Origin of the sequence: Streptomyces griseosporeus, from assembly GCF_014656055.1 — a bacterium.
Taxonomy (GTDB): Bacteria; Actinomycetota; Actinomycetes; order Streptomycetales; family Streptomycetaceae; genus Streptomyces; species Streptomyces griseosporeus.
Genome location: NZ_BNBR01000005.1, coordinates 333968 through 357753, shown reverse-complemented (window position 1 = coordinate 357753; position 23786 = coordinate 333968). Strand labels below are relative to the sequence as shown.

The window sequence follows — 23786 nt, the reverse complement described above, 5'->3', positions numbered from 1 at the left end:
CGCCATGGTCCACATCATGGCACCGCCCCCGGCGTGAAGGGAGACCTCGGACGCGCCCGGCGCGAGCGGGCGCGCGGTCAGCGCCGGGCGGCGCGGCGGACCGCGAACACCGTGGTGTCGTCGCCGAGACGGCCCCCGCAGTGGCGCAGGGTGCCGTCACGGACGAGGGCGACCAGGCGGCGGGGGTCGGCGGCGCGCGGGTCGGCGGCGACGGCGCGGGCCACCTCGTCGGCGAGCGGGTAGAAGACGCGCTCGCCGTCGCGGGCCTCGGTGACGCCGTCGGTGACCAGCAGCAGCGTCTCGTCGGGGGCGAGCGGCACCCGGCGCACGGCGGGCAGGGTGCCGCCGGTGAGGTCGCCGAGGCCCAGCGGCAGCCCGTCGCCGGGCGGCAGGGGCCGTACCGTGCGCGGGCCGACCACCAGGGGCGGCTCGTGGCCGAAGCCGGCGATCTCGACCACGCCGGGCTCGTCCGCGGGGAAGCCGACCAGCACGGCGGTGGCGAAGCGGTCGCTGTCCTCCTCCCGGCCGAGCGCGGCGAGGTGGCCGCGGTGGCGGACCATCCGGGTCTCCAGACGGGCGGCGACCGTCGCCAGGTCCGGCTCGTGGTAGCCGGCCTCGCGGAACGTGCCGAGCAGCGCGGCCGCCGCCTCCACCGCGCCCAGGCCCTTGCCCTGCACGTCGCCGAGGAGGACGCGGGTGCCGTGCGGGCCGGGCTGGATGTCGTAGAAGTCGCCGCCGACGCGCGCGTCGCTGTCCGCGGCGAGGTACACGGCGGCGTGGTCGAGGCCGCCCCAGCCGGGCGGCAGCGGGCGCAGGACGGTGCGGCGGGTGGTCTCGGCGATGTGCGTCATGTGCAGCATCCGCCGCTCCTCGCGGACCCGGACCACGCAGGCAAGCGTGGCGAGGGCGCCGCCGATGGCGACGAGGACGAAGTCGCTGAGCCCGGCGTGGTCGCCCTCGCCCCAGCCGCTGTCCACGCCGACGTAGGTGACGAGCGCGAGCACCGCGAAGACGGCGGTGCCCCACACCCCGCAGATCGCGGCGGCGATGCCGGGCACCAGCACGATCCAGGAGACGATCCGGAACGACGGCGGGGTGTTGATGTCGGCCACCGCGATCGCGGCGAGCAGCAGCAGCGGTGGCACCCAGGCCACGCTGCGGCCCCGGACGCGCAGCAGCTCGTGCCGGCGCACGACGTCCCGGCGCCCGGCGTACGGGTACCGGTCGAGCAGCCGCTGCCGCCCGCCTCCTGCCACCACCGCGGGCCGGTCTCCACCGCCCGCCCGTCCGGCACCGCTTCCCACGCGCCCAGCGAAACACGCCGCTTGCGGGTTCGCATCAGCGGGCGGGGGCGGATGAACCCGGGGCGCCGAGCGGGTGGGCGGCAGGGCCCCCGATTCACCCACGGCGTCCAGGGCACTCACCGACTTGCCAGCCGTCCGCGCCAGGTGTGCTCTGGTAGGCGGGGGCGAGGAGAGAGAGGAGTGCTCTCATGGCTCATGCGGCACCGGCGCCCGGCGCCGGCAGTCCCTACGGTCCGTCCGCCGGGCGTCCCGACGGCCCGCTGCGCATCGGGCGGCCGAAGACCGGCAAGCGGCCGGGCACCACACGTATGCCCGACGTCTTCAGCGAGCGCGTGCACACGATGGCCCGGTTCGGCGTCCCGGTCGTCCTCGGCCTGGTCTACGGCTACTGGGCGGCGGCCAACCGGCGCGGAGGCGGCCCCATCACCGGCTGGAACCTGCTGTTCGGGTTCGTCACCGCGGTCGTCTTCATCGTGCTGTGCATCGCCGTGGCGCTGTGGGCGCCCAAGCTCCAGCGCGAGTTGCACTCGGCCGTGAAGTCGGCGTTCGCCGGCGCGGCCGTCGGCTTCCTCTACAGCCAGAGCGGCGCACCCGTCCTGCGGTCCATCGCCATGGGCGCGGTGGTCGGCGCGGCGATCTTCGTCGTGTTCTTCTACCGCTACTACACGCGGGAGGACGCGGAAGGGAACCGCATCCGCTGACCCCCACGGGGACACGGCGTGGGCCCCGGTGTTCGTGCACCGGGGCCCACGTTTTCCCTCATCCCTCCACTCACCGGTACGTCCGGGGACCGTCCGCCCCGGCCGACCGACGAGGTCTCAGGACACCGTCCAGCTCCAGGAACCGCTGACGGTGACGGACACGGTGGCCGTGACGGCCCAGGGTTCGTTCCACTCGGGGTCGGACCAGTCGGCGTTGCGCCAGCCGTCCTTCCACTGCGGGCACGGGTCGGCGCAGGTCGGCACCCGCGCCCCGCCCGTGTCGACGAAGGCGGCGCTGGCCCATGCCTGGGCGCCGGCGAGCCAGTACCAGTACGGGTTTCCGTTGACGCTCTGTCCGCGGACCTTGCACTCGACGCGGTCCTGGCTGCCCGGGGCGAGCGAGCCGGCGACGGGCGAGTGGGTGGTGGGTTGCTGCCGCACGTTGAGGTCCGTGCGGGAGACGATGGTGCCCCATACGGGACCGGAGCCGTGTCCGCCACCGTGTCCTTCGTGTCCTTCGGCGAAGGTCGGCGGGGCTGCCGCCGCTGTGGTGCCCGCCGCCGAGACGGCGAGGGTGCCACCGGTGAGCAGGGCCGCGGCCAGGATCCGCAGGGCCGGAGTGGTGCGCATGATCGGCCTCCTTCTCCCCAGCACCAGGAAACACCCGTTCGGGTGAACCCTCCACCGGAGAGCGGAAGGGGCAGGTGGGAGCGGGTGGGAGCGCCGGACCGAGGGATGACCTATGCAATTGGCATATTCCTCCCCCTATTCCTCCCCCTCTTTCCCCGCCGAGACCACCCGAACGGCCCCGCCCGCTCGCGCCCCGACCCCCCGCGCCGTTGCCTGGAGGCGTGTCCCGACGCCTGCGGACCGCCGCCTCGGCCGTCCTCATCGCCCTGTCCTGCCTGCTCGTGCCGTTCGGCGCACTCGCGGCCTGGGTGGCGTACGGCCTCGCGGACACCGGGCGTTACGTCACCACGATGGGCCCCCTCGCCTCCGACCCGGCCGTGCAGGGACAGATCGCCGACACCGTCGGCTCCGGCATCCTGCGGCACGTCGACGCGGGCCCGGCGCACGGCGCGCTCGGCCCGTTCGTGCACGACGCGGTGCGCTCCTTCACCCGCACCGACGCCTTCCGCACCACCTGGGACACCGCCAACCGGGCCGCCCACGACGCCGTCCTGCGCTCCCTGCGCGAGGGCGACGGCCAGCCGGTCACCATCGACCTGGGCCCCGTCACCGCCGGCCTCAAGGAGCAACTGGCCGCCGACAACGTGCCGTTCGCCCACCGCATCCCGGTGCGGCACACCGAGGTCGCGCTGCTGCCGCCCGGCGAACTGGCCCGCCTGCGCAAGGGGTACGACGTGCTCGAAGTCGCCGGTTTCTGGCTGCCCGTCAGCTCGCTCGTCCTCGCCGCCGCCGGGATCGCGGTCGCCGCCTGCCGCCGCCGCGCGGTCACCGCGACCGCCCTCGGCACGGCGCTCGGCGGCGCGCTGCTGGGCCTCGCGGTCGCCGTCGGACGGCGGCTCACCCTGGGCGACCTGCCCGCCGAGGTCTCCGAACCGGCCGCGGGCGCGGTCTACGACGCCCTCACCGCGACCCTGCGCACCACGGCCTGGCTGCTGCTGGCGGCCGGCCTGGCCGTCGCCCTGACCGTCACCCTCGCCACCCGTCTCACGGCCCGCCGGGGCCGCCCGCCGCTACCCGCGCCAGAGTCCGCAGCGCCCGCGCCAGATCCGGCTCCGCCGCGTTCGCGAGCCCGAGCCTGACCGCGTCCGGCGTGCGGCGCGGGTCGACCGCGAAGGCGGTGCCCGGCGTGACGGCGATGCCGTGCGCGGCGGCGGCCGCGGCGAAGGTGTCCGCCCGCCACGGCGCGGGCAGCTCCCACCACGCGAAGTAGGCGCCCGGGTCGGCCCGTACGGCGAACCCGGCCAGCTCCTCGCGCACGATCCGCTGCCGCCGCGCCGCGTCCGCCCGCTTGGCCTCGACGAGCCGCGCCACGGTCCCGTCCCCGATCCACCGCACGGCCGCCTCCAGCGCGAACCGGCCCGCCGACCAGCCGCCCGACCGCAGCGCTGCGGCGACGGCCGCGACCCGCTCCGGCGGTACGACGAGGAAGCCGACGGTCAGCCCCGGCGCGACCCGCTTGGACAGCCCGTCGACGACATGGGTGAGGTGCGGGGCGTGCACGGCGAGCGGCTCGGTGGACCGCAGGAACGACCAGATGCGGTCCTCGACGACGGCGATCCCCAACTCGTCGGCCACGGCGGCGATCCGCGCGCACCGCTCGGCCGTCGCCGTCACCGAGGTCGGGTTGTGCAGCGTCGGCTGGACGTACAGCGCGGACAGCGGCGCGCCGCGGTGGGCCGCCGCGACGGTCTCCGGGCGCAGGCCGCCCGCATCGGCCGGCAGCGGCACCAGGGTGATCCCGATCCGCGCGGCGATCTCCTTGACCAGCGGATACGTCAGCTCCTCCACGCCGACCCGGCCGCCCGGCCGGACCAGCGAGGCGAGCGTGGCGGCGACGGCCTGCCGGGCGTTCCCGGCGAACAGCACCTGCCCCGGGTCGGGCCGCCAGCCGCCGGCGGCGAGCAGCGCGGCGGCGGCCTCGCGGGCCGCGGCGGTGCCGGTGGCGGCGGCCGGGCGCAGCGCGTCGGCGAGCGCGTCGGGCCGGGTGAGCGGGGCGAGCGCGGCGGCCAGCAGCTCCGGCTGCCCGGGCGCGGAAGGGTAGTTGAGCTGGAGGTTCACCGGGGCGGGCCCGGCCCGCTCGACCAGCGCGAGGGCACCGTCGGGCGGCGGCGCGGCGCGCACGAACGTCCCGCGTCCGACCTCGCCCACCACCAGCCCGCGCCGCACGAGTTCGCCGTACACCCGCCCGGCGGTGGACGCGGCGATGCCGTGCCGGCGGGCGAACCGCCGCTGCGGGGGCAGCTGCTGGCCGGGCCGCAGCCGTCCCGCGTCGATGTCGGCGGCGATCCGGTCGGCGATCCGCCGGTAGTCGTCCACGAGTCCCCCTGGCCGCTCCTGCCGTCCGCGAACCGGATTGCACCGAGCGCAAAGATCTTATTGCTCCGAGGAGTTGGGCCCGCCTAGGGTCGCTTCCATGAGCCCCTTCCTCGCATACGAGGACAAAGGCGTCGATACCTCCGCGACCCCTCTCGTCCTCGTCCACGGCCACCCCTTCGACCGCACGATGTGGACCCCGCAGCTGGAGGAGTTCTCCCGCGAACGCCGGGTCGTCGCCCCCGACCTGCGCGGCTACGGCGCCTCCCCGGTCGTCCCCGGCATCACCCCGCTCGCCGACTTCGCGGCGGACATCGAGGCGCTGCTGGACGAGCTGAAGGTGGACACGTTCGTCCTGGCGGGCCTGTCGATGGGCGGCCAGATCGCGATGGAGTGCTACGACCGCTTCGGCGACCGGGTGCGCGGCCTGGTCCTCGCCGACACCTTCCCCACGCCGGAGACGGACGAGGGCAGGGCGTGGCGCAACACGATGGCCGACCGCCTGCTGCGGGAGGGGATGCGCGGCTACGCCGACGAGGTGCTGGAGAAGATGGTCGCGCCGTACGCGGCACCCGAGGTCAAGGCCCACGTCCACCGCATGATGACGGCCACCCCTCCCGAGGGCGCCGCCGCGGCCCTGCGCGGCCGCGCCGAACGCCCCGACTACCGGCCCGTACTGTCCCGGGTCACGATCCCGGCCCTGGTGGTGGTCGGCACGGACGACGAGTACACGCCGGTGGCGGACGCGGAGGCGATGCACGCCCTGCTCCCCGACTCCACCCTGCACGTGATCGACCACGCGGCCCACATGCCGAACCTGGAACGACCGGCGGAGTTCAACGCGGCGCTGGGGGCGTTCCTGAGGGCGGTGGACGCCCGGCCGGCCTGAGCCGGGGCCCGGGGGCCGTCGTACGGTGGCCGTCATGAAATTGCTGATCATCGGCGGCAGCGGTTTCCTGGGCGGCGAGCTGATCCGGCAGGCGGTGGCGGCGGAACGGGAGGGCCGGGAGGTCGTCGCCACGTACGCGACCCGGCCCGGCGACGCCCCGGCCGACCGCTGGTACCGCCTGGATCTGCGCGAGGCCGGACAGCCCTACGGGGTCGACGGGGTGGGCGGAGTCGACCGGGTGGGCGGGGTCGACGGGGTGGGCGGGGTCGACGCGGTCGACCGGCTGATCGCGGACCTCGCCCCCTGCACCGTCGTCAACGCCTCCAGCGGCCACGCCGACTGGGCCGTCACCGCCGACGGCGCGATCCGCGTGGCGGCGGCCGCCGCACGGCACGGCTGCCGACTGCTGCACGTCTCCACCGACGCGGTCTTCTCCGGCGACCGCCCCGACTACGACGAGAGATGCCTGCCGGACCCGATCACCCCGTACGGCGCCGCGAAGGCAGCGGCCGAGACAGCCGTACGCCTGCTCGTCCCGGACTCGGTGATCGCCCGCACCTCCCTCATCATCGGCGACGGCGGTTCCGTGCACGAACGGCACGTCCACGACCTGGCCACCGGCCGCCGCACGGGCGTCCTCTTCACGGACGTCGTCCGCTGCCCGGTGCACGTCACGGACCTCGCCGCCGCGCTCCTGGAACTGGCGGACTCCCGGGCGACCGGCATCCACCACCTGGCCGGCCCCGACGCCGTCACCCGCCACGAACTCGGCGTCCTCATCGCCCACCGCGACGGCCTGGACCCCACCCGCCTACTCCCGGGCCACCACGCCGACAGCCCCCGCCCCGGCCCGCTCACCCTCCGCCTGAACAGCACCGCCACACAGAGCCGGCTGGGGACGCGGTTGCGGGGGGCGCGGGAGTTCCTGACGACGGCGCCCCGTCTCACTGCCCCCTGAAAGCCCACGAACCCTGCATCCTGGAGTTGTGGGCACCGGCCGCGGACCCGGCGCCTTACAGGAACCGGGGGAGGGCGCGTGGACACTGCGGCTGCCGAGGTCACGACCGCCGGCAACGCCCGGCCCGGCCGGCGTCGGGCGGGAAGGCGGGTCGCGGACTGGTGCGCCGGGCTGCTGCTGGCCGGGGTGAGTGTGGTCGTCGGGTGCCGTACGGCCGACACCGACGGCATCACCCCCGTCCCCCAGCTCCTCGCCTTCCTCCCCTGGCTGCTCGCCCCCACCGCCGCCGCCCTGTTCCTCGCCCTGCTGGCCCGGTTCTGGACCGGCCTGGTCTGGGGCGTGGTCCTCCTGGGCCTCCTGGCCTGGTTCATCGAGCCGTACGGCCGGGCCCACGACCCGTCCGGCGCCCCCGTCGCCTCCTTCCGCGTCCTCACCGCCAACGTCGAGTTCGGCCGCGCCACCGACGCCCTCGTCGCCGCCGTACGCCGGGAGCGGCCGGACGTCGTCTTCGTCGAGGAGTGCGACAGCGCCCGCTGCGACCCGGTCCTGCGGCGCGAGCTGACCGCCGCCTACCCGCACCGGCAGGCCGTCGAGTCCCCCGGCTCGGCCGGCTCCGTGCTGCTCAGCCGCTTCCCCCTGACGGCCACCGCGGGCGTCCCCGGCACCATGGGCATGCCCGGCGCCGTCGCCGACGTCCGCGGCCACCGGGTACGGCTCCAGCTCGCCCACCCCATGCCCCCGCTGCCCCACCAGCTCGGCCTGTGGCGCCGCGAGCTGGGCGCCCTGCGCGACTTCGCCGCCGCCGACCGCACCACCCCCACCGTCCTGGCCGGCGACTTCAACGCCTCCCAGGACCACGCCGCCTTCCGCCGCCTCCTCGACACGGGCCTCCAGGACGCCGCCCGCCTCACCGACGAGCCCCGCACCCCGAGCTGGCCGACCCGCACGACCCCCCTGATCGGCGCCCAGATCGACCACGTCCTGCTGTCCCGGGACTTCTCCGTGACAGCGACGCGCTTCCTGGACCTCCCGGACACCGACCACCGCGCCCTGCTGGCGGACGTGACCCTGCACGCCCGTCGCTGACACCGCAGCAGCGTTCGCTTCGCACCTTTGCACTCCTCTTGCGCCCCTTTGACCTGACTCGTGATGTCAGCGCGACGCGAGGGGCACACATGTGCGGCGAAAGGGCGGCGCACATCCGAAGGGGGAGTGAATGGAGTGAACCAATAGGCTCCGCAAGGGTGTTGACAGTCAGGACGTCCCGCCACTCACCCCTACCGAAGATCAAGACCTCGGACCGCTAACCTTACGTGTCCGTCCTGGCCAGGGTTTGACGGGCTACAACTCACGCGAAGGGTTGCGCACATGGGCATTCTCACTCTCCTGCGGAACGCGTTCGGCCGGTCACGCAAGGGACAAACGGCCGAAGCAGAGAGTGCGGCTCCGACGCCCACGCAGGCACCGGAGCCGACCCTCCCGACCCCGTCCCCGGAGCCGACACCGGAACCGGCCACGGCGACGAAGCCGGAGCCGGAGCCGGAGCCGACCCTCCCGAAGGAGCCGGAGCCGACACGGACCGTGACCACCTCCCCCGCGGCGGAGGTCCCGACCCCGCGCGACGAGGCCCACGAGCTGGTGGCAGCGGCCTTCGACAACATCACGGTCCCGAAGCAGGCATCGCCGACGGAGGCCCAGGAACCGACGCCGACGGCCCCGGATCGGGAAGCGGCGACCGCACAGGAGCCGGAGCAGCAGGCAGAGCCCGAGCCGGAGGCTGCGACGGCCCCCGAGGCGGAGGCGGCGGCGGACCCCGAGCCGGTGGCAGTGGCGGAGTCCGAGCCGGAGACGGCGGCGGACCCCGAGCCAGAGACGGTGGCGGACCCCGAGCCGGAGACGGTGGCCGCACCGGAGGCGGAAACCGCCCCGCAGCCGGAGCCTGAGGCAGCATCCGAGCCCGCATCGGAGCCCGAAGCTGCGGCAGAGCCGGTGTCCGACCCGGAGCCGGAGCAGCAGGCGGAGCCGGAGCCGGATGCTGCGGCAGAGCCCGAGCAGCAGGCGGAGCCGGACCTGGTGCCGGAGCCGGAGCCCCAGCCCCTGGCAGCCTCGGAACCGGAACCGGAGCCGGAAGCGGTGACGGAGCCTGAGCCGGAGGCGGAGGCGGTAGTGGAGTCGCAGCCCACGTCCAAGCCGGAATCCGAAGCCGCCCCCGAGGCCCACGAGCCCGCAGCCGCCGACGGCGAGGACGCCCCACAGGGGCCACCCGCACCGGACAACGAATCCCGCACGGGTGGTGCGGGTGGGAACGATCCCGCCGAAGGCGAAGCCGAGGCGCCCCAGACCCCCGCCCTGCCCCTCACCCGCCTCAAGACCCGCGCCCCCTCCCTCACCACCGCCTACAAGGCAGCCGGCGCCGCCCTCAAGAAGAACGACCTCACCGGCACCCGAGCCAAGGTCTACCTCGTCCTCGACCGCTCCGCGAGCATGCGCCCGTACTACAAGGACGGCTCCGCGCAGGCACTCGCCGAGCAGACCCTCGCCCTCGCCGCGCACCTCGACCCCGAGGCCACGGTCCACGTCACCTTCTTCTCCACGGAGCTGGACGGCACCGGCGAGCTGACCCTCACCGACCACGAGAACAAGATCGACGAGCTGCACGCGGGCCTCGGCCGCATGGGCCGTACCAGCTACCACGTGGCCGTACAGGAAGTGATCGCCCAGCACCAGAAGTCGGCCGACCCCACGTCCCCCGCCCTGGTGATCTTCCAGACGGACGGCGCCCCCGACGCGAAGACCCCCGCCACCCAGTCCCTCACGGACGCCGCGGCGAACCACCCCACCGTCTTCTTCTCCTTCGTCGCCTTCGGCGAGCACGACAACAAGGCGTTCGACTACCTCCGCAAGCTGAAGACGGACAACACGTCGTTCTTCCACGCGGGCCCGACCCCCCGCGAGCTCACGGACAAGGAGCTGTACGAGGGCGTCCTCGCCGCCTGGCGCCCGTAAGGACCCGAAGCCGCCCGCTGCCCGCGGCCCGCGTTTCCCACCCCCCGAAACGCATCGCGGGCGGCCCACCCACCTCGGCTACGATTTCAAGGTTCGCAAAACAACCGACCCGGGAGCAGCCAAACCATGGCTCGACACCTCATCACCAGCGCCCTTCCGTACATCAACGGGATCAAGCACCTGGGCAACATGGTGGGGTCCATGCTCCCGGCGGACGTGTACTCCCGGTACCTGCGCCAGCGCGGCCACGAGGTCCTGTACATCTGCGCGACGGACGAGCACGGCACCCCGGCGGAACTGGCCGCCAAGGAGGCGGGCCTGTCCGTCGCCGAGTTCTGCGCGCAGGCGCACGACGCCCAGAAGGCGGTCTACGACGGCTTCGCACTTGCGTTCGACTACTTCGGTCGCAGCTCCAGCCCGCAGAACGTAGAGATCACCCAGCACTTCGCCCGCAAGCTGAACGAGAACGGCTTCATCGAGGAGCGGGCGATCCGCCAGGTGTACAGCCCGGCCGACGGCCGCTTCCTCCCGGACCGCTACGTGGAGGGCACCTGCCCGCACTGCGGCTACGACAAGGCCCGCGGCGACCAGTGCGAGAACTGCACCCGCGTCCTGGACCCGACGGACCTGATCAACCCGCGCTCGGCGATCTCCGGCAGCACCGACCTGGAGGTCCGGGAGACCAAGCACCTCTTCCTCCTCCAGTCCAAGCTCCAGCACGAGGTCGAGGAGTGGGTCGCCCGCCACGAGGCGGACTGGCCGCAGCTCGCCTCCTCCATCGCCCGCAAGTGGCTGAACGAGGGCCTGCACGACCGCGCGATCACGCGCGACCTGGACTGGGGCGTCCCGGTCCCGGCGGACACCTGGCCGGAGCTGGCGGCCGAGGGCAAGGTCTTCTACGTGTGGTTCGACGCGCCGATCGAGTACATCGGCGCGACGAAGGAGTGGGCGGACAAGGACCCGGAGAACCGCGACTGGAAGTCCTGGTGGTACGAGGCGGACGACAAGGTCCGCTACACGGAGTTCATGGCGAAGGACAACGTCCCGTTCCACACGGTGATGTTCCCGGCCACGGAGCTCGGCGTCCGCGAGCCGTGGAAGAAGGTCGACTACGTCAAGGCCTTCAACTGGCTGACGTACTACGGCGGCAAGTTCTCCACCTCGCAGAAGCGCGGCGTCTTCACCGACCAGGCCCTGGAGATCCTCCCGGCGGACTACTGGCGCTACTTCCTCATCGCCAACGCCCCCGAGTCGGACGACTCGTCCTTCACGTGGGAGCACTTCACGGCGACGGTCAACAAGGACCTCGCCGACACGCTCGGCAACTTCGTCAACCGCGTGCTGTCCTTCTCCAAGAAGCGCTTCGGCGAGGAGATCCCGGCGGGCGGCGAGCCCGGCGAGGCGGAGACCAGGCTCGGCGAGCAGATCGCGGAGCTCCTCGCGGAGTACGAGGCCCAGATGGAGGCCCTCCAGTTCCGCAAGGCGGCCGCGGCCCTGCGCGCCCTGTGGTCGGCCGGCAACTCCTACCTGGAGGAGAAGGCCCCCTGGCTGGAGATCAAGACCAACAAGGACGGCGCGGCGCTGACCCTGCGCACGGCGATGAACCTGATCCACCTGTACGCGGTGGTCTCGGAACCGTTCATCCCGGCGACCGCGAAGGCGATGCGCGAGGCCTTCGCCCTCCCCGCCGACACGGCGACCTGGGTGACCCCGGACGAGGCCCGCGCCCTCACCGCCGTCCCCGCCGGCACCCCCTTCACGGTCCCCCCGGTCCTCTTCGCCAAGCTGACGGACGACGACCTGGCGGCCTACAAGGAGCGCTTCGGCGGCGAACCGGCCGCGTAATCCGCCCCCTGAGCATCAGCCGCCCCCGGCCTGCACACCCGCAGCCGGGGGCGGTTCCATGCCCGGTGGGAACTACGGCCCTCGTCGCGGGCATCGGCGAAACCGGCCCGGGGACGACCGACGTTGCCTGTGTTGCTGGACCAGCACTCGTCAGCGCAGCCGACGACGAGAGCCTCGGCACGGTACCCGGCTACCTGCTCCGGCGCCCTCAGGGCAGCGTGACAGCAACCGCGACCTGACCGCCCGGTCTCCGGTCCGCCCTGCGCTCCCTATGCACTACCCACCGGGCATAAAGCACCCCACCAAGCCCCACCCCTCCCTCCCGCCGGGCAAACTCACTCCGTGGAGTGAATATGCCAACTGGGCTGGATTCGGGACGGGTTGTCTGCCCTACGCTCAACGCCAGCAGCACGCAGACACACCCATCCCAGACATGCGACGGCCCTCGCGGGGACTGCCATCCCACTGCGAGGGCCTGACCACCGAGGAAGAGGAAACCTTCCCGATGGATACCGAAAACCCTAACGCGCCCGCGCTCGCCCAGTCCCGCCTCCGGCGCAAAAACCACCCCGACGGGCAGCGCACCGCCGGCGTCGTCCACGATCACGTCCGCCACACGGAGAACTTCACGGTGATCGGCAACGACCTGGCCCAGCACCGTGAGCTGTCCCTTCTCGCCATCGGCCTGGCCTGCTACATCCAGTCGGTCCGGCCGGGCACAGCCGTCGACATCAAGACCCTCGCCGCCCGCTTCCCCGAGGGCCCGACCCGTATCGCCGCGGCCCTGCGAGAACTCGAAACGCACGGCTACCTGCGCCGCAACCGCGAGCGCACCGCCACCGGCCGCATCATCACCCGCACGGTGTCCTGCAACCGGCCCGGTCACCACGCGGCCCGCGAGGCGACCCCCCGCGGGCCCGCCCGCCGCACGCCTCCCGACGAGCCCGCGCCCCGCAAGCGCCTCCCAGCCGTACCCCAGCCGTCGTACCCGTCGCCCGCCCTCCTCCAGACCGCCGTCGACCTCCTCGCGGGCCTGCGCCGCCACGACCCCCGCCTGCTCCTCTCCGCCACCGACGCCGAACACCTCGCCCCCGGTGTCGCCACCTGGCTCGAACGCGACGTCACCCCCACCGCCGTACGCCACGCCCTGACCGAGAACCTGCCGACGGAACCCCTGATCCGCCCGGCCGCTCTCCTCGCCCACCGCCTGACCGCCCAACTGCCACCCCCACCACCGTTCCGGCCCCCGGCGTCACCGGTCCCCGAGCCACGCCATCGCCTGCAGAACTGTGAAGGCTGCGACCGCGCCTTCCGCGCCCCGCTGCCCGGCCGCTGCCGCGACTGCCGCACCGGTCTACCGGAGGCCACCTAGCATGAAAGCGACGATCCTTGCCCCTGGGCACAGACGAGGAGCGAGCGCCATGACCACCGCACCGGACAGCGCGCGGCAGAGCGTTTCCCCCGTCTACCGGGCCATGCGGGACTTCGTGCAGACCGTGGACGACTCCCTCCCCGGAAAGTTCGAGATCACCAAGGAAGGAATCGTCCTCGACATGATGTCGCCGGGAGGGCCTCACGAGGTCACGGCCGCGCACGTCAGCCGCCGTTTGGAGAAGGCCATGCCGGACGATCTCCTGGCGCACACCGGCACGCCCGATGTCGAGGACGAGCCCGAAGGCATCATGCGGCATCCGGATGTGGTGGTGATCGCGTGGACGGACCTGAACGTCGAGGGATCCATCGACCCTCACACCGTCATCGCCGCCATCGAAGTCGTATCGAAGTCCAACCCCGACAACGACTGGGTCACCAAGCTCCGCGACTACCCCTTGATGGGCATCCCCGTCTACGCCCTCTTCGACCCCCGCACCGGAACCGGCGCCGTCTTCACCGACATCCACACCACCCCCTCCGGCCCCCGCTACGCCACCCGCAAGGACTTCGTCTACGGCGAGGACGTCACCATCGCCGACTGGACCATCCCTACCGACGGCCTGCCGCGCTACGCGAGTGAGGACGGCGGGCAGGAGTAAGGAGGCCCCGGCCGCGCGCACCGTCGCACGCCCCGGCGCGGCTGACCCCACCCCCCGCCCCTCTCTGGCAGAGTGCTGCACCCGTGAGGAACCTCTCCGTCGTCCACCGCCGGCTCATCGCCGATGTCGCCGCTCTCGGCAGCCCCCATCTGCTCGTCCTCGCGGGCGGGTACGCCCTGGAGGCGCACGGGCTGGTCGAGCGTCCGCATGCCAACGTCGACATGGCCACGGAGAGCCCGGAGGGGACGGACACCGTCGCCGCCCATCTCGCGACGGCCCTCCGCGCGGGCGGCAAGACGGTGGTCCTGCACACGGTCACCCCGCTGTCGGCCCAGTTGACGGTCACCGAGCCGGACAGCGGGGAACCCTGCGAGCTGGCGTTGCACAAGGAGGCGTTCTGGCAGCCCCCGGTCCTCACGGAGTACGGCCCGGCGCTGAGCCTGGAGGACGCGGTCGGTACGAAGATCAGGGCCCTGTACGACCGGGGCGCCGCCGTCGACCTGATCGACGCCCGCGCCGCCGCCGCCCGTTTCTCCTTCCCCGACCTGGAGGACCTGGGCCGCCGCCACGCCCACGACCCCTTCGACCTGCCGACCCTCCAGTCCCGCCTCACCGGCACCGACTGGTACCCCGACCACGCCTTCACCCGCTACGGCCTGGAGGAAGCCCAGATCACCGACCTGCGCGCCTGGGCCCAGCACTGGTCGACGGACATCGCCGAGCGCCTGCTGGAGGACGGGGCGTCCCCCGACGCAGGCGTGGAGGAGGACGAGGACACCCTCTAGGCCTGGGTGCCCTCGTGCGTGCTGTCCGGGTCCACGCCCACCGTGATCGACGCGCGCACGCCCCTCGCTATGTTCTTCTTGTCGTACTTGAGGGTGAGCAGGCCGCCCTGGGCGCCGCTCTGGTCGTAGATCGTGTCCTCGGTGAGCTTGGTGCGCTCGGTCGTGGACGTGGAGTACGGGGCGACCTCCGCCGCCGCGAGCACGGCCTCCTCGGCGAAGAAGAACTGGCCGGTGTGGCAGGTGTGCCCGCCCTCGTAGCCGGCGTCCGTCCAGGTGCCGCCCACGTGCACCTTGGTGTGGATGTGCACGCAGCGTCCCCGGTACCAGCCGGGGAAGATCGTCGTGAAGGTGACGAAGCCTGCCTTGTCCGTCCGCCAGGTGCCGCGCAGGTAGCGCTTGTCGTCGGTCGGCTCCTCGTGCCCGCCGCCTCCGCCCCCGCCTCCGGGACCGCCGGTCGGCGCCCCCGAGGGCGGCTCACCGGTGGGAGTGCCCGAGGGGGCATCGGTCGGGGCGCCCGTGGGGGCGGCCGTCGGGGTGCCCGAGGGGGCGGCCGTCGGAGGGGTGCCGCCTCCGCCGCCCGTCGACAGGCTCTCGTACCCCGAGTAGATGCCCAGCGCGTCGCAGTGCCAGACGTCCACGGCTGCGTTCCGTACCGGCTTGCACGTCTCGGAGTCGATCACCTTGATGCGGAGGGTCAGCGGGATGCCCTCCCGGTCCTCGGTGATGTCCTGGCGGAGCTTGTCCGCGTCGATGTAGTAGGGCCCTTCGGTCGTCTCCGAGGTGAGTCGGTAGCAGGTATCCGCACCTGTGCCCTGCTGCTCCTCGTCGGCGAAGGCGCCCGCCGCGAACGTGCCGCCGACGCCCACCGCCGCCACCGCGCCGGCACCGGCGACCAGCACCTTACGGCGCGTCAGATCCCGCTTGTGCTGCGGCCCTTGGGCCACTTCTTTGTCCGTCATGGGTGGGGAACGTAGCGACCGCCCCTGTCAGGAGCATGAGGGAGAGCTGGGCAGGAGCCCAGTGCACACGAAGGCGCCCGGGACCGTCGCGGTCCCGGGCGCCTGCGCCGAAGCGCGAAGCCTCCGCCTTACTTCGGCTGCGGCTTGTTCACCGTCAGGTGCAGTTCCTTCAGCCGCGCCGGCTCCAGCTCCGTCGGCGCGCCCATCATCAGGTCCTGGGCGTTGCCGTTGAGCGGGAAGGCGATCGTCTCGCGGATGTTCGGCTCGTCCGCGAGGAGCATGACGATGCGGTCGACACCGGGGGCGATGCCGCCGTGCGGCGGGGCGCCGAAGCGGAAGGCGCGGAGCATGCCCGCGAACTCGCGCTCGGTGGTCTCGCGGTCGTAGCCGGCGATCTCGAAGGCCTTGAGCATGATGTCCGGCTCGTGGTTCCGGATCGCGCCGGAGGACAGCTCGACGCCGTTGCAGACGATGTCGTACTGCCAGGCCAGGATGTCCAGCGGGTCCTGGTTCTCCAGCGCGTCCATGCCGCCCTGCGGCATCGAGAACGGGTTGTGCGAGAAGTCGATCTTGCCGGTCTCCTCGTCCTTCTCGAACATCGGGAAGTCGACGATCCAGCAGAAGCGGAAGACGTCGGACTCGAAGTGACCGGCGCGCTTGGCCGCCTCGACGCGCACCGCGCCCATGATCTTCGAGACCTCGTCGAACTCGCCCGCGCCGAAGAACACCGCGTGGCCCGGGGCCAGCGACAGGCGCTTGGTCAGCTCGGCGACGTTCTCCTCGGTGAGGAACTTGGCGATCGGGCCGGACAGCTGGCCGTCCTCGCCGACGCGGACCCAGGCCAGGCCCTTCGCGCCCTGCGCGATGGCGTACTCACCGAGCTGGTCGAAGAACTTGCGGGGCTGGTCCTGGACCGCCGGGACCGGCAGCGCGCGCACGTGCTTGCCGGCGAAGGCCTTGAACTCCGAGCCCTCGAAGACGTCGGTGATGTCCACCAGCTCCAGCTGGGCCCGCAGGTCCGGCTTGTCGGAGCCGTACTTCAGCATCGCCTCGCGGAAGGGGATGCGCGGGAAGGGGGACGTCACATGGCGGCCGCCGCCGAACTCCTCGAACAGCTCCGTCATCAGCTGCTCGATCGGCCGGAAGACGTCCTCCTGCTCGACGAAGCTCATCTCGACGTCGAGCTGGTAGAACTCGCCCGGCGAGCGGTCGGCGCGGGCGTCCTCGTCGCGGAAGCAGGGCGCGATCTGGAAGTAGCGGTCGAAGCCGGAGATCATCAGCAGCTGCTTGAACTGCTGCGGGGCCTGCGGCAGGGCGTAGAACTTGCCCGGGTGCAGACGGGAGGGCACGACGAAGTCGCGGGCGCCCTCGGGGGAGGTGGCCGTCAGGATCGGCGTGGCCATCTCGTTGAAGCCGAGCGCCGTCATCTTGTGCCGGATGGCTCCGATGACCGCCGTACGCAGCATGATGTTGCGGTGCATGCGCTCGCGGCGCAGGTCGAGGAAGCGGTACTCCAGGCGCCGCTCCTCGTTGACCCCGTCCTCGGTGTTGATCGTGAAGGGCAGGGGCTGGGCCGCGCCGAGCAGCTCGACCTCGCCGACCTCCACCTCGATCTCACCGGTGGGCAGGTCCGGGTTCACGTTCTCGGTTCCACGTGAAACAACGCGGCCGTCGACACGGACCGTGGACTCCTTGGAGACCTTGTCCAGGGCCTCGTACGCCTCGGTGCCGGGGCGGGCGACCAGCTGCGTGATGCCGTAGTGGTCGCGCAGATCGATGAAGAGGATGCCGCCCAGGTCGCGCCGATTGTGCAGCCAGCCACTCAGCCGGACGTCGGTGCCGACGTCAGAGGCGCGGAGCTCGCCGCAGGTGTGGGACCTGTACCGATGCATCGTCGTTCATCCAGTCTTCGCGGATCGGGAATCTCCGGGGCCCGGTGCCCGGACTTTTCAAGGGTACCGGGCAGGCCAGGATCACCTCCCCACCATTACGGAGGCGGCACTCGGGAGGGCCCTCGGAAGCGCCCTCGGAAGCGCCCTCGGTGGCATCTTCCGAACAGATCTTCTTAAAGTGGGGCAATGCGCACTGGTGAGCCCCTGCCCGCCGTGGGGGATGTCCTCGCCGCCCTCGCGACCGGCCTGTGGCACTGGGACACCGCATCCGGGCTGGTCACCGTGGACGCGGAGGCGGCGCGGCTGCTCGGGCTGCCCGCCGAGCAGGTCACGCTCACCGAGGCCCAGGTCCGTGCCCGGCTGCACCCGGTCGACTGGAACGAGATCACCGGCGTCGTGCAGCTGGCGGTCGCCGAGGGCACCCTCGCCGAGGTACGGATCCGGATCATGGACGAGCGGGGCCGGATCGTGCGGGTCGTCCGCAGCCGGTCCAAGCCGACGTTCGATCCGGTGAAGCGCGCCTACGAGCTGACGGGCACCCTCCAGGAGGTCACCGAGCCCGCCCCGGGCACCCCGGCGGCGCACAACGCCGTCACCGGCGACTGGCGGCGCTCCCGGGAGGCGTTCCTGCTGGACGCGGGCCGGGCGCTGGCGGAGGCGCGGTCCACGGCGGAGGTGCTGCGGGTCGCGGCCGGGCTGTCGATGCCGGGCTTCTCACCGGACGGCCTCGCGGTGTTCGGCGTGGAGGGCGACCGCCTGACGATCATCGGCCACCACGGGCAGCGGCCCGGCGACGAGGGGCCGTTCGCCCAGATGGCCCTGACGACGGACTATCCGGCCGCGGAGGTGGTGCGCACCGGGCGGGCGGTGTACCTGTCGTCGCCGGAGCAGTACAAGGAGCGCTACCCGCTGACCTGGCCGCTGGCCCAGCGCTTCAACCGGCAGTCCTGGGCCTTCCTGCCGCTGACCGTGGCGGGCCGCACGATGGGCGCGTGGATGGCCGCCTTCACCTATCCGGTCGCCTTCACGCCCGACGAGCGGTCCGTGCTCACGACGGTGGCGCGCATGCTCGCGCAGGCCCTGTCCCGCGCCGGGGCCGCCGAGACCGAGCGGGAGCTGACCGACGGCCTGCAGCGCTCGATGTTGCCCCAGCTCGGCGAGGGCATCCCCGGCATGGGCATCGCCGCCCGCTATGTGCCGACCGGCGGCGGTCTGCAGGTCGGCGGCGACTGGTACGACATGATCCCGCTGCCCAGCGGCCGGTTCGCGCTGGTCATCGGCGATGTGCAGGGGCACGACGTACGGGCCGCGGGGCTGATGGGCCAGCTGCGGATAGCCCTGCGGGCGTACGCCGCCGAGGGCCACCGGCCCGACGCGGTGCTCACCCGCGCCTCCCGCTTCTTCTACGGCATCACGCACGGCGACGACGACCTGGCCGCCCTGCGCTTCGCGACCTGCCTGTACGTCGAGGTCGACCCGGCCACCGGCACCGTGGAGACCGCCCGGGCCGGGCATCTGGACCCGGCGGTGCGGATGCCGGACGGCACGGTGATGCTGCGGGCGACAGCCGGAGGATTGCCACTCGGCATCGACCCCGACAGCGACTACCCGACCACCCGGCTCGCCCTGGAGCCCGGCGAGACGCTGCTGCTGTGCACGGACGGCCTGGTCGAGACCGGCGGCCACGACCTGGACTCCGGCTGGCGGCGCATCCGGGCCGTCCTCGAGGACCATCGCGGCGGTGATCTGGAGGGGCTCGCCGACGCCCTGGTCGGGGCCGTGCACGGGCCGTCCTCGCACCACACGACCGGCCCGCTCGCCGACCGCCGCGAGGACGACATCGCGCTGCTCCTGCTGCGCCGGCAGGGCGAGGGCCGCGGCCCGGGCGGCGGCGCCGCCGTACGGACGCGGGTGCGGCGCACGATGCTCACCGTCGCGCAGGCCGAGCCGGAGCAGGTCGCCACCGGCCGGCAGCAGCTGCGGGACCTGCTGCACGACTGGTCCTCCCCCGACCAGGTCGACTCGGCGGTGCTGCTGGTCTCCGAGATGCTCACCAACGTCCTGGTGCACACCGACGCCGACGCGCTCCTGGTCGCCGAGGTCACCGGCGAGCCGGGCGCCCGCAGACTCCGCGTGGAGGTCACCGACGCCGGCGACGACCTGCCGCACGTGCGCCGCCCGGGCGAACTGGCCTCCTCGGGCCGCGGCCTGGTCCTGATCGAGCTGCTCGCGGACTCCTGGGGGGTGGCACCGCGGGGCGAGGGCAAGAGCATCTGGTTCGAGCTGACGGAGGCGGCGCCCTGAACAGCTGTTCCCGCCCCCGTCCGCCCCGGCCGGCTCCTGCCCGGACGCGGTTCGCCGGTCCGGCCTGACCGACGACACCCCCTACCGGCTACGACAGGCCGCAGTCCTGCAGGTCGCCGGTGTACTCGCGGATGTCGCCGTCCCAGACGTAGCCGGCGGTGTTGGCCCACTGGATCCCGTTGCGCCCGGGCCGCTCGATCCCCAGCACCATCCGCTTGCCGTTGCTGTCCGTGATCTTGCAGACCCCCGCGACATCGTCCCCGGCCCAGGCGGTGCCGATCCGGGGAGTGCTCAGGCCGGGAGCTGAGTACAGGCCGGTGTCGACCACGGGATGGACCGACCGGCCGTAACCGGCGCAGCCCGGAAGGTCGCCGGTGTACTCGCGGATGTCGTCGTCCCACAGGTAGCCGGCGGTGTTGGCCCACTGGATCCCGTTGCGCCCGGGCCGCTCGATCCCCAGCACCATCCGCTTGCCGTTGCTGTCCTGGGTCTGGCAGATGGCGGCCACGTTGTCACCGGCCCAGGCGGTGCCGATCCGGGGAGTGCTCAGGCCGGGACCGGAGTAGATGCCGGTGTCGACCACGGGGTGGACCGCCCTGCCGACGCCGAGGACCGCCGCGCGCGACAACGGCGCGCTCGCGTCGCGCTGTGCCGTCGGCGCCACTGCGGCCGAGACCGCGGTCGGCTGCGTGCTGGTGTGCGTCACCGGGCTGCCGGCAGCCGACGCCGCGGTGGTGGTCAGCGCCACGACCGCGCCGGCTGCGAGAAGCACTGACAGAGGTCTTGCTCTACGCATGATTGATCCCCTCGTCTCGTGAAGTGGTCGATCCCTGCGAGGTGGTGACCCTCCGCCGGGTCGGCAGGGGTCGTGCCGTCGACGGCTGCCTCCCTCGGTCGAGGCAGCCCGGTACCGGTGGCACGGACAGGCTGCCTCCCCGCCTCTTCCTCGGACACGCTTTTCAGGCAGGGTCGAAACGTCCAAGGGCGACAGGACTGGTCTCCCGCCTCGTCGCCCGCCCCGCCCGCCCCGGAATACGGCGTCTACGCCGTCCCGGCCCGCTCCCGCAGTTCCTGTACGACGCCGAAGGCCGCCGCCGTGACCGGTACGGCCAGGAGCATGCCGAGGATGCCGGCGACGGACGCGCCCGCGGTGATCGCCAGCATCACCACCGCCGGGTGCATCTGCACGGTGCGGCTCTGGATGGCCGGCTGGAGCACGTGGCCCTCCAGCACCTGCACGGCGAGGACGACGCCCAGCGCCCACAGGGCGATGACGAAGCCGCGGTCGGCGAGCGCGACGAGCACGGCGACGGCCCCGGAGATGAAGGCTCCGAGGTAGGGGATGTAGGCGCCGACGAAGACGAGCGCGCCGAGCCCGACCGCGCCGGGCACGCGCAGCACGAGCAGGCCGATGGTGATGCAGACGGCGTCGATGAGGGCGATGAGGGTGGTGCCGCGCATGAAGCCCTCGACGGCGTGGAAGGCGCGCCGCGCGATGGCCTCCAGGGTGTCGGCGGAGCCGCCGGGCGCGAACGCGCGCAGGGTGCCGGCGGCCTTGTCGGCGTCCCGCAGGAAGAAGAAGACGAGCAGCAGCGCGAGGACGGCCATGGCGATGGTCTCGCCGACGACGCTGACGCCGCTGAGGACACCGGAGGCGGCGGTCCCGCCGAACTTGCCGAGCAGCTCCCGGGCGTTGGAGGCGACGTCGTGCAGGGAGGTGCCGGCCGCCCCGAAGTGCTCGGCGACGGCGTCGGCGGCGTCCTTCAGCGAGCTGACGATCTCATCGCCGGTGTCGACGAGCGCGGCGACGACGATGTAGACGGCGCCGCCGACGACGGCGACGACGGCCACGCAGGTCACGGCCGCCGCGACGGACCGGTTGACCCTGGCCTTGACCAGCCGCCGGTGGAACGGCCCGAGCAGGGCCGTGCCGAGCAGCGCGAGCAGCACCGGCGTCACCGCCGTACGCAGCTCCGCGCACAGCCGGACGGCGACCCAGCCGACCCCGGCGACGAGCAGCAGCAGGGCGCACCAGGCGGCGAGACGGCGGGCGGGGTCGGGGAGGAGCTGCACGGCTCCAGCCGATCACGCGCCGAGCGGGCTGTCCTGGCAGGACAGCCCGCTCGGGTGACGCCGCGTCAGGACCGCGGCGCGGCGGGGGTCAGGCCTCGGGGCCCGCCTCCGTCATGCCGTGCACGGCCGGGATCGTGCCCAGGCGGCCCTTCTGGAAGTCCTCGAAGGCCTGCATCAGCTCGTCCTTGGTGTTCATCACGAACGGGCCGTAGTGGGCCATGGGCTCCCGGATGGGCTGTCCGCCGAGGAGGACGACCTCCAGGTCGGGCGTGTGGGAGTCCTGCTTCTCGTCCGCGCGGACGGTCAGCGAGCCGCCGTTGCCGAAGACCGCGGTCTGGCCGAGCTGGACCGGGCGCCGCTCGGCGCCCACCGTGCCGCGGCCGGCCAGCACGTACGCGAGGCCGTTGAAGTCCTCCCGCCACGGCAGCGTGATCTCCGCGCCGGGTGCCAGCGTCGCGTGGATCATCGTGATTGGCGTGTGGGTGATGCCGGGGCCCTGGTGGCCGTCCAGCTCGCCGGCGATGACGCGCAGCAGCGCGCCGCCGTCGGGGGAGGTGAGCAGCTGGACGCTGCCGGCCCGGATGTCCTGGTAGCGCGGGGCCATCATCTTGTCCTTGGCCGGGAGGTTCACCCACAGCTGCAGGCCGTGGAAGAGGCCGCCCGAGACGACCAGGTGCTCCGGCGGGGCCTCGATGTGCAGCAGGCCCGCGCCCGCCGTCATCCACTGGGTGTCGCCGTTGGTGATGGTGCCGCCACCGCCGTTGGAGTCCTGGTGGTCGAAGACGCCGTCGATGATGTAGGTGACGGTCTCGAAGCCCCGGTGGGGGTGCCAGGGGGTGCCCTTGGGCTCGCCCGGCGCGTACTCCACCTCGCCCATCTGGTCCATCATGATGAACGGGTCGAGGTAGCGGTAGTTGATCCCGGCGAACGCCCGGCGCACCGGGAATCCCTCGCCCTCGAAGCCGCCCGGCGCGGTCGTGACCGCGAGCACGGGACGTGCCACGGCGTCGGCGGGTGCGGTCACGCGGGGCAGCGTCAGCGGGTTCTCGACGGTCACTGCAGGCATGGGTACCTCCTCGGTCTACGCCCAGTTTAGTTGAGCGTTGAACTTCTTGTCACCCCAACGAGGAGGGGTGCCCGTACATTCCCGGGCCGCCGCGCACTTTCGCCCGCCCGGCCCGGCCCCTCACCCGACCACGGCCCACAGCGCCGGTGACGCGATCGCCGCGCCGATGCCGATCAGCGCACCCCCGACCACCAGCGCGAACGCGATTCCCCCGAGCAGCCGCCCGGTCCCCGACCGGCCGAGGACCGCGACGCCGGGCTCCCTGGGGTCGTAGCGGATCTCCACCCGCTGGGCGCCGCTGCCCGGCCCGCGCCACTCCCGCGCGAGGCCCTGCTCGTCGACGTAGTGGTAGACGTGCAGCTCGGACGGCTCGTCGGCGCCATGGACGGCGTACGACCGCACCAGGCGCCCCTCGGTGGTCCGGCCACGCACCCGCAGCCCCCAGCCCTGCCGCGCCAGCTCCACGCCGCCCACCACGGCCACCCCTCCCGGGGCGAGCACCAGGGGGCTCAGCAGCCAGCCGGCGAGCGCGTCGCGCCCCCGGGCCAGGAGACCGGCGGCGACCAGCAGGTACGCGGCCGCCACAAGCCACCACCACAGCGGCCGGCGCGGGGCGGTCAGCCGCTTCGGCCGCTCCTCGGTCACCGCCCCGGGCCCGTCCGACGGCCGCGCGGGCAGCACCTGGCGCACGGCGTCGACGAAGGCCCGGACGGCGGCGGGATTCCGCGCGGGGAGGGAGTGGGCCACCGGCGGCCGGCCCGGCTCGGCGGCCAGGACGACGGTGAGCGTGCGGCCGGCGGGGCCGTCGGCGCCCACCCGGTCCACGGCGGTCAGCGGGATACGGCGGCGCAGCGCGGGGGCGTCGAGCAGCAGCTCGCCACCGGCGGTGAGCCGGGCGGCGGAACGCCACCGGCCGCGGAGGACCGCAAGCGTGTCGATCGAGGTCACGCGCGCACCCTAGGCGCCGG

General features: G+C 73.1%; 20 protein-coding genes. 11 read left to right on the top strand and 9 right to left on the bottom strand.

Features of this window, described 5'->3' with window-relative positions; genetic code table 11:
- Positions 1–77: 77 nt before the first annotated feature.
- Positions 78–1256, bottom strand: coding sequence for a PP2C family protein-serine/threonine phosphatase (locus IE308_RS24680; protein WP_373314596.1), 1179 nt, complete (start codon positions 1254–1256; stop codon positions 78–80).
- 236 nt (positions 1257–1492) lie between these two features.
- On the opposite strand from IE308_RS24680, the gene IE308_RS24675 reads away from it, so the two are divergent.
- Positions 1493–2005 carry a hypothetical protein gene (locus IE308_RS24675; RefSeq protein WP_373314579.1) on the top strand — a complete coding sequence of 171 codons (513 nt, stop codon included), beginning with the start codon at positions 1493–1495 and terminating at the stop codon, positions 2003–2005.
- 117 nt (positions 2006–2122) lie between these two features.
- Here the strand turns inward: IE308_RS24675 and IE308_RS24670 are convergent, their stop codons facing one another.
- Entirely contained in the window at positions 2123–2635 is a 513-nt protein-coding gene (locus tag IE308_RS24670; protein WP_190219599.1) for an SH3 domain-containing protein, read from the bottom strand.
- Between the two features lie 221 nt (positions 2636–2856).
- On the opposite strand from IE308_RS24670, the gene IE308_RS24665 reads away from it, so the two are divergent.
- Positions 2857–3774 carry a hypothetical protein gene (locus tag IE308_RS24665; protein WP_190219598.1) on the top strand — a complete coding sequence of 306 codons (918 nt, stop codon included), beginning with the start codon at positions 2857–2859 and terminating at the stop codon, positions 3772–3774.
- Here IE308_RS24665 and IE308_RS24660 read toward each other — a convergent pair.
- The gene (locus IE308_RS24660; protein WP_190219597.1) at positions 3680–5011 is read right to left on the bottom strand and encodes an aminotransferase-like domain-containing protein; all 1332 of its coding nucleotides are present in this window, start codon (positions 5009–5011) and stop codon (positions 3680–3682) included. The genes IE308_RS24665 and IE308_RS24660 overlap by 95 nt on opposite strands.
- 97 nt (positions 5012–5108) lie before the next feature.
- Here IE308_RS24660 and IE308_RS24655 point away from each other — a divergent pair, with 97 nt between their 5' ends.
- The 8 genes from IE308_RS24655 (at position 5109) to IE308_RS24620 (ending at position 14524) form a co-directional block, all read left to right on the top strand.
- Positions 5109–5897, top strand: a complete 789-nt coding sequence (locus IE308_RS24655; protein ID WP_190219596.1) for an alpha/beta fold hydrolase — start codon at positions 5109–5111, stop codon at positions 5895–5897.
- A gap of 34 nt (positions 5898–5931) precedes the next feature.
- Positions 5932–6855: a sugar nucleotide-binding protein gene (locus IE308_RS24650; protein ID WP_190219595.1), complete on the top strand. Its 924-nt coding sequence runs from the start codon at positions 5932–5934 to the stop codon at positions 6853–6855.
- Between the two features lie 78 nt (positions 6856–6933).
- Positions 6934–7941: an endonuclease/exonuclease/phosphatase family protein gene (locus IE308_RS24645; RefSeq protein WP_190219594.1), complete on the top strand. Its 1008-nt coding sequence runs from the start codon at positions 6934–6936 to the stop codon at positions 7939–7941.
- A 282-nt stretch (positions 7942–8223) separates the two neighbouring features.
- Complete coding sequence (locus IE308_RS24640; protein WP_190219593.1) at positions 8224–9861, top strand: VWA domain-containing protein; 1638 nt, start codon at positions 8224–8226, stop codon at positions 9859–9861.
- Between the two features lie 126 nt (positions 9862–9987).
- Positions 9988–11706 carry a methionine--tRNA ligase gene (gene metG, locus IE308_RS24635; RefSeq protein WP_190219592.1) on the top strand — a complete coding sequence of 573 codons (1719 nt, stop codon included), beginning with the start codon at positions 9988–9990 and terminating at the stop codon, positions 11704–11706.
- 505 nt (positions 11707–12211) lie between these two features.
- Positions 12212–13078 (top strand): helix-turn-helix domain-containing protein, encoded by an 867-nt coding sequence (locus tag IE308_RS24630; protein WP_190219591.1) that lies wholly within the window; start codon positions 12212–12214, stop codon positions 13076–13078.
- A 49-nt stretch (positions 13079–13127) separates the two neighbouring features.
- The gene (locus tag IE308_RS24625; RefSeq protein ID WP_190219590.1) at positions 13128–13739 is read left to right on the top strand and encodes a Uma2 family endonuclease; all 612 of its coding nucleotides are present in this window, start codon (positions 13128–13130) and stop codon (positions 13737–13739) included.
- Between the two features lie 83 nt (positions 13740–13822).
- Complete coding sequence (locus IE308_RS24620) at positions 13823–14524, top strand: hypothetical protein (protein ID WP_190219589.1); 702 nt, start codon at positions 13823–13825, stop codon at positions 14522–14524.
- On the opposite strand, the gene IE308_RS24615 is transcribed toward IE308_RS24620, so the two are convergent.
- Both IE308_RS24615 and aspS read right to left on the bottom strand, forming a co-directional pair.
- Positions 14521–15483, bottom strand: a complete 963-nt coding sequence (locus IE308_RS24615) for an intradiol ring-cleavage dioxygenase (RefSeq protein WP_190219588.1) — start codon at positions 15481–15483, stop codon at positions 14521–14523. The two genes, IE308_RS24620 and IE308_RS24615, sit on opposite strands and share 4 nt — an antisense overlap.
- A gap of 128 nt (positions 15484–15611) precedes the next feature.
- The gene (gene aspS / locus IE308_RS24610; RefSeq protein WP_110629296.1) at positions 15612–17375 is read right to left on the bottom strand and encodes an aspartate--tRNA ligase; all 1764 of its coding nucleotides are present in this window, start codon (positions 17373–17375) and stop codon (positions 15612–15614) included.
- A 186-nt stretch (positions 17376–17561) separates the two neighbouring features.
- Here aspS and IE308_RS24605 point away from each other — a divergent pair, with 186 nt between their 5' ends.
- Positions 17562–19679 (top strand): SpoIIE family protein phosphatase, encoded by a 2118-nt coding sequence (locus tag IE308_RS24605; RefSeq protein WP_110629295.1) that lies wholly within the window; start codon positions 17562–17564, stop codon positions 19677–19679.
- Between the two features lie 88 nt (positions 19680–19767).
- Here the strand turns inward: IE308_RS24605 and IE308_RS24600 are convergent, their stop codons facing one another.
- The 4 genes from IE308_RS24600 to IE308_RS24585 all read right to left on the bottom strand — a co-directional run bounded on the left by IE308_RS24600 (position 19768) and on the right by IE308_RS24585 (position 23766).
- Positions 19768–20451 (bottom strand): hypothetical protein, encoded by a 684-nt coding sequence (locus tag IE308_RS24600; protein ID WP_190219587.1) that lies wholly within the window; start codon positions 20449–20451, stop codon positions 19768–19770.
- Positions 20452–20720: 269 nt separating this feature from the next.
- Positions 20721–21752, bottom strand: coding sequence for an AI-2E family transporter (locus tag IE308_RS24595; protein WP_190219586.1), 1032 nt, complete (start codon positions 21750–21752; stop codon positions 20721–20723).
- 88 nt (positions 21753–21840) lie between these two features.
- On the bottom strand, positions 21841–22818 hold the full coding sequence (locus tag IE308_RS24590; protein ID WP_110629292.1) for a pirin family protein: 978 nt from the start codon (positions 22816–22818) through the stop codon (positions 21841–21843).
- Between the two features lie 120 nt (positions 22819–22938).
- Positions 22939–23766 carry a DUF3592 domain-containing protein gene (locus IE308_RS24585; RefSeq protein ID WP_190219585.1) on the bottom strand — a complete coding sequence of 276 codons (828 nt, stop codon included), beginning with the start codon at positions 23764–23766 and terminating at the stop codon, positions 22939–22941.
- Positions 23767–23786: the final 20 nt, after the last annotated feature.